Source organism: Magnetovibrio blakemorei, from assembly GCF_001746755.1.
In the GTDB taxonomy this organism is placed as follows: domain Bacteria; phylum Pseudomonadota; class Alphaproteobacteria; order Rhodospirillales; family Magnetovibrionaceae; genus Magnetovibrio; species Magnetovibrio blakemorei.
The window spans coordinates 1-4,541 of the sequence record NZ_MCGG01000076.1; the positions used below are offsets into that span (position 1 = coordinate 1).

The 4,541-nt window shown below is 48.6% G+C and carries 6 protein-coding genes and 2 pseudogenes; 2 read left to right on the forward strand and 6 right to left on the reverse strand.

The genetic code is table 11. From position 1 onward, the window contains the following. On the forward strand, positions 1–411 hold a 411-nt coding region (locus BEN30_RS16150; RefSeq protein ID WP_170827049.1), incomplete at its 5' end, for a transposase. On the opposite strand, the gene tnpB is transcribed toward BEN30_RS16150, so the two are convergent. Together tnpB and tnpA are read right to left on the reverse strand one after the other, a co-directional pair. Further along, on the reverse strand, positions 408–635 hold the full coding sequence (gene tnpB / locus BEN30_RS16155) for an IS66 family insertion sequence element accessory protein TnpB (protein ID WP_139135089.1): 228 nt from the start codon (positions 633–635) through the stop codon (positions 408–410). The genes BEN30_RS16150 and tnpB overlap by 4 nt on opposite strands. Continuing rightward, the gene (gene tnpA, locus BEN30_RS19275) at positions 632–1,009 is read right to left on the reverse strand and encodes an IS66-like element accessory protein TnpA (protein WP_069959346.1); all 378 of its coding nucleotides are present in this window, start codon (positions 1,007–1,009) and stop codon (positions 632–634) included. The genes tnpB and tnpA overlap by 4 nt, the downstream gene beginning before the upstream one ends. 103 nt (positions 1,010–1,112) lie before the next feature. Here tnpA and BEN30_RS19055 point away from each other — a divergent pair. Next, positions 1,113–1,289: pseudogene (locus tag BEN30_RS19055) on the forward strand (IS21 family transposase); the annotation flags it as partial. Here the strand turns inward: BEN30_RS19055 and BEN30_RS16165 are convergent. The 4 genes and pseudogenes from BEN30_RS16165 to BEN30_RS16175 all read right to left on the reverse strand — a co-directional run. After that, positions 1,235–2,551 (reverse strand): response regulator, encoded by a 1,317-nt coding sequence (locus BEN30_RS16165; protein ID WP_069959347.1) that lies wholly within the window; start codon positions 2,549–2,551, stop codon positions 1,235–1,237. The pseudogene BEN30_RS19055 and the gene BEN30_RS16165 overlap by 55 nt on opposite strands. Before the next feature lie 120 nt (positions 2,552–2,671). Continuing rightward, positions 2,672–2,881, reverse strand: a pseudogene (locus BEN30_RS18105) (transposase); the annotation flags it as partial. Between the two features lie 381 nt (positions 2,882–3,262). Beyond that, on the reverse strand, positions 3,263–3,757 hold the full coding sequence (locus BEN30_RS16170) for a hypothetical protein (protein WP_139135090.1): 495 nt from the start codon (positions 3,755–3,757) through the stop codon (positions 3,263–3,265). Between the two features lie 310 nt (positions 3,758–4,067). Further along, the coding region (locus tag BEN30_RS16175) for a transposase (RefSeq protein WP_245649065.1) at positions 4,068–4,541 on the reverse strand (474 nt) is incomplete at its 5' end.

Sequence of the window (4,541 nt, forward strand, 5' to 3'; positions counted from 1 at the left end):
TCCGACACCGTCGCCCAGGCCGCGCAAATGACTGGTGTCGATCCCGAGCGGATTTATGCCGATAGGGGCTATCGCGGCCATAATTACGAGGGCGAGGCCTCGGTCATGCTGTCCGGACACAAGCGCGGATTGAGCCCCCAAATGAAGCGTGAGTTGAAACGAAGATCGGCCATCGAGGCGACCATCGGGCATATGAAAACCGATGGCAGGCTTGATCGAAACTTCCTAAAAGGCCAAACTGGCGACGCCATCAACGCTCTGCTGGTTGCCGCAGGCCACAACATGCGCCTGATCCTCAACGCCCTGGCATTTTGGCTTGCCTGGATCATGAGCGTGACAGAAAAGACAGTCAAAATAGTAAAAACGGATACTTCCCGACTTATGATCCGATACCAAACATCAATGGCTTAGGCATTGTTCAGGGCGAACTTGGTAAACAAACAGGCACCCTGACCATCGTGCCAGATGACCTTCAAAAGATTCCCCTGACGGCCCCGGAAGACAAACAGGTGTCCGCCCAGAGGATCGTGTTCAAGCACTTCCTGAACCAAAAGCGAAAGCCCTGGAAATCCTTTGCGCATGTCCGTGTGGCCCGTCGCCAGCCAAACCCGAACGCCGACCTGAACCGGGATCATCGTTCCTCCACAAGGCTCAGAAGACGCACCAACGCGCGAGCGTCGAAATCTGCAGCCAAGACAATCCGCCGCCCGCCGTGACATACAACTTCCATGGTTCCATCTGATCGCACCGCCTCAGCACTCCTTGGTATAAACCGCTCAGCGCCAGAACTCTCCAGCGCGTCTTCCTCGGGAACGATCACCGCCGGAATAAACGTAGGCGTCGCATTCGCGCGAAATCGCCGCCGCCAGTTGAAAACCAAGTTCGTGTTTAATCCATGCCGACGCGCCACCGACGACGCCGAGACCCCGTCCTCAGACGCCTCCGCAACAACCTGCCGTTTGAACGCGTCTGAATATCGACGCCGCTTACATGTTCGCCAATCCGTCATCACCGTAGATGTCCATCTATCCTTAAACGGACATCAATTGCCCGCTGATAGACAATCCCAGATATAGAATGCAAAATGAAGGCGGCCTTCGGCGGAGGGTTACGAGGCTCGCATGGGGAAGTCGGGAAAGCGCAAGTACGTGCAGGTACTGAGGCTTTTGGAGACCTTCAATGTTGAGGTCCTTCATAACCCTATAAAGGATGCCCTGCGTATGGGCGCTAACGGTTACGACGGCGTCAAACATCTGGTGCTGTGCCGTATTGAGCTGTGTCCTTCCAGGACTATATCGGACCAGAGCCGTATCCGCCCTTTCATGTTGTCGTGATCCTGGTGCCAGACATTCTTAAGGTAGTCTATATCAAGGCCTGTAGACTTTTGATCAATAACTCCAGTTTGTGGGTCAATGTGAGCTAGTAGAACTTGAGCGATATAAACAAAAACAAGCGGACATTTGGAAACAACGTTGACCAACTGAGGGGTATGATGAAATGCAACCGCCTCCACAATGGGGTCAGTAAACCCCCAAAGGCCTAATAGATACGCTCCCAGTTTCTGGTGGGAAACACCAAAGGATTCTTCCTCAGCTTCAATGAGGGAGTAGCTTAAATTATCAACAAATTCCATAGCCTCTTTAAATTTTTCATACGAATGAGCAATCAAAATCAAAGTACCTATATGGCTCAACGTTCCAGCGGATCCCGCCTGATCAACAACTTCTGGAGCAGAGCCCTCGAAGAGTGCTAACTCTCGAGCCACAGCACCAATACTGAAAGAGCGTTGACACAACAACTCAATTTTATCAGCCACTTCCAGAATTCCCGTATAAAAGTGAAAATACCCAGTGGCCAGCACCAAAGCTTTGATGGTATCTGTTCCAAGAAGGGCAACTGCTTGGGCGACGTTCTCAACATGCTTAGGTAGGCCAAAATATGCTGAATTAGTGAGCTTCATGGTTTGGGCCGTCAAGGCAATGTCACGAGACAAGGCTTTTGCAATATCCGCCCTTGTTGAATTTTTAGCTTCAAGGAGATTTATAAGGGAAAAATAGTTTTTAGGGGGTGTAGGCAGCCCCTCAAGCGAGGCCACCAAAGATTTCAATGCCTTAATATTGAGAATGGATCTAAGCTTTATGGAACGAGAGAGGATATTGACAATAATCTCAGGACTGCTGGGCTTGGCTATAAACTGATGTGCAGGCCCAACCGTCTTAAAAATCAACTGTTCCTCAGAGTGTCCAGAAAAAATAATTCTAACGGTCTCGGGATAAAGCAATTTCACCTGGGTCAACAATTGTGCGCCATCCATTTCCGGCATCCGCATATCTGAAACGATCACGTCAACTGGACATCCCTCCATGGCTTTCAATGCATCTTGCCCTGAGACGACAAACACCATATCCCACTGCTCCCGCATGAAATGCAGCATACGTCGGAGACCATTCAAAATATTTTGATCGTCATCAACAAAAATAATACTATTTTTTACCGTGGGGGGGAGCATCTGGATCTGGCCAACTTTACTTGGAGTTCTGTTAAATGTCATGATCAAACAACATCCTCATAACAATGCCCTATTGAGTTCAATTTAGGCCGCTTGAAGCTGTCGAGAAGGTCTGAGACAAAGATTTATATAACTGGGCTATGCAGTTAAAACCCACGCCCACTAGATGTTGTGTGTAAGCTTTTTGGCTGGTACTGGGTCAATTTGCAAAGCTTGCTCAATCAGGCGATAAAAAAGCTTTCCTCTGGAGCGTGATGTTCTGCGATTGAAGCGAAATGTGAATTCATCGAGATAATATGGCAAGTGCTCTGGACTTATAGCGCCTTGATGGGTGCCAAGCCACCATCGTTTCAGCAAAGAAATCACACGGTGAGCCATTGGCGTACCCTTCAGGCCAACGCACCTGTATCAAATATTCCAAACACGCATCTTCCGTTGGGAACATGTCCATCAAATCGATCATGTTAGCAGGGTAATTCTCCATACGTCGAAACACTATATATGGTATGCGTGGGTGTCAACTGCATAGCCCAGTTATATAATTTAGCCCGTAAACTCATAACAGGATTCCCATACAGATCAGAATGTGATTAAAGCTTTCCATTGAATGGATAATTTGCATGAGCCAACGTCGTTATGAACTGACTGATTTTGAGTGGTCAATTATTGAACGAACTTTTCGGGTTAGCTGAGAGTCTGTGTATAACTGCATTTATCATGACCTATCACCTACTACATTTGGCGAATGACGGATCAAAGTTGTTTGCTATTTAAAATACCACTAATAACTACACTGCTAAGGATAGCAGACAAAACGATGGTCATAATCATGAAAAATAAAATTGTATACCGATGAATATCTCCTTCGCGACGGGATTTCAACGTGTTAATTTTACTATAAAGTGAAGAAAAATTTTTATTAATTTCACGTATTCTTGAGACCTCATTGTACTGCCAAAACTGGTACAAGATCAGAAGAAAAACAGCTCCACATGTCATGAAAATGAGCAGAGCAGGATATGTATTGCTCGACAAGTTAGATGAGGGTAAGTCTGAAATGATGATAATTCCCGCATTAATAATTAAAGTTGAAGCTACTGAAGCCCATTGCATTTTTTTTGCAAAAAGAAGATTTATAGAAGCTTCCTTATGCATTAACAATAACTCAGAATGTGTCATCTCATCTAGAGACGAAGAAACATTTTCAAAATTTTCACCATCATCTATGTCTTTATTATTGTTTGCCATTTTTTTCCCAGTACTCCTCTAATCCTTTGACCCTTCTGTGGTTGCCGCCCGTGATGCAAGAAGTTTCTGCTCCGAAGTGCGTGTGATCGAGTGCGGTCTTCTGTGAGGCCTTTGCTTGCGACGTTTCCAGAAAGCCGCTGGCCGGTATGGTGATCTGCGGAGCAGGTCCAAATCTGATTCCCGAGCTTTCACGCTCACGACTCTAAGCTGGTTTTCCTGATCCAGATCGGTTCGATCATTTTGCCCATTCGGGTCGTCGCCTTCTCACACCTCCTTTACCCGGTGCCGAGCAGGTTGTGCGACATGTTGTTTATGCCGTCACAGCCTGCGTCGGCTCCCGGTAATCCTCATTCTTTGTTAGCATGGCCCAGATGGTCCGCGCCATCTTGTTGGCCAAAGCGATCGCCACGAGCATCCTCGGCTTTCGCGCCACCATTCGCGCCAACCACGATCCTTCCGGGATCGATTTACGGCCCAGCCAATTCAGGCGCGACATCGCCCCGATAATCAGGAGCCGACGGATATCTGCCTGCCCCGCCTTGGAAATGCGTCCGAGGCGTTCCTTACCGCCCGATGAAAACTGGCGCGGAACGAGACCGAGCCAGGCGGCGAAGTCGCGTCCACAGCGGAAATTCTCCATCGGCGGGGCAAAAGCTTCAATGGCCAGCGCCGTCAGCGGACCGACCCCGGGCATCGTTTGCAGCCGCCGCGCCACGCCGCGTTCCGCCGACAGCATCTTGATCTTGGCCGTTCTGGCCGCGATCCGTGTCGTCAGGGCGGCGAT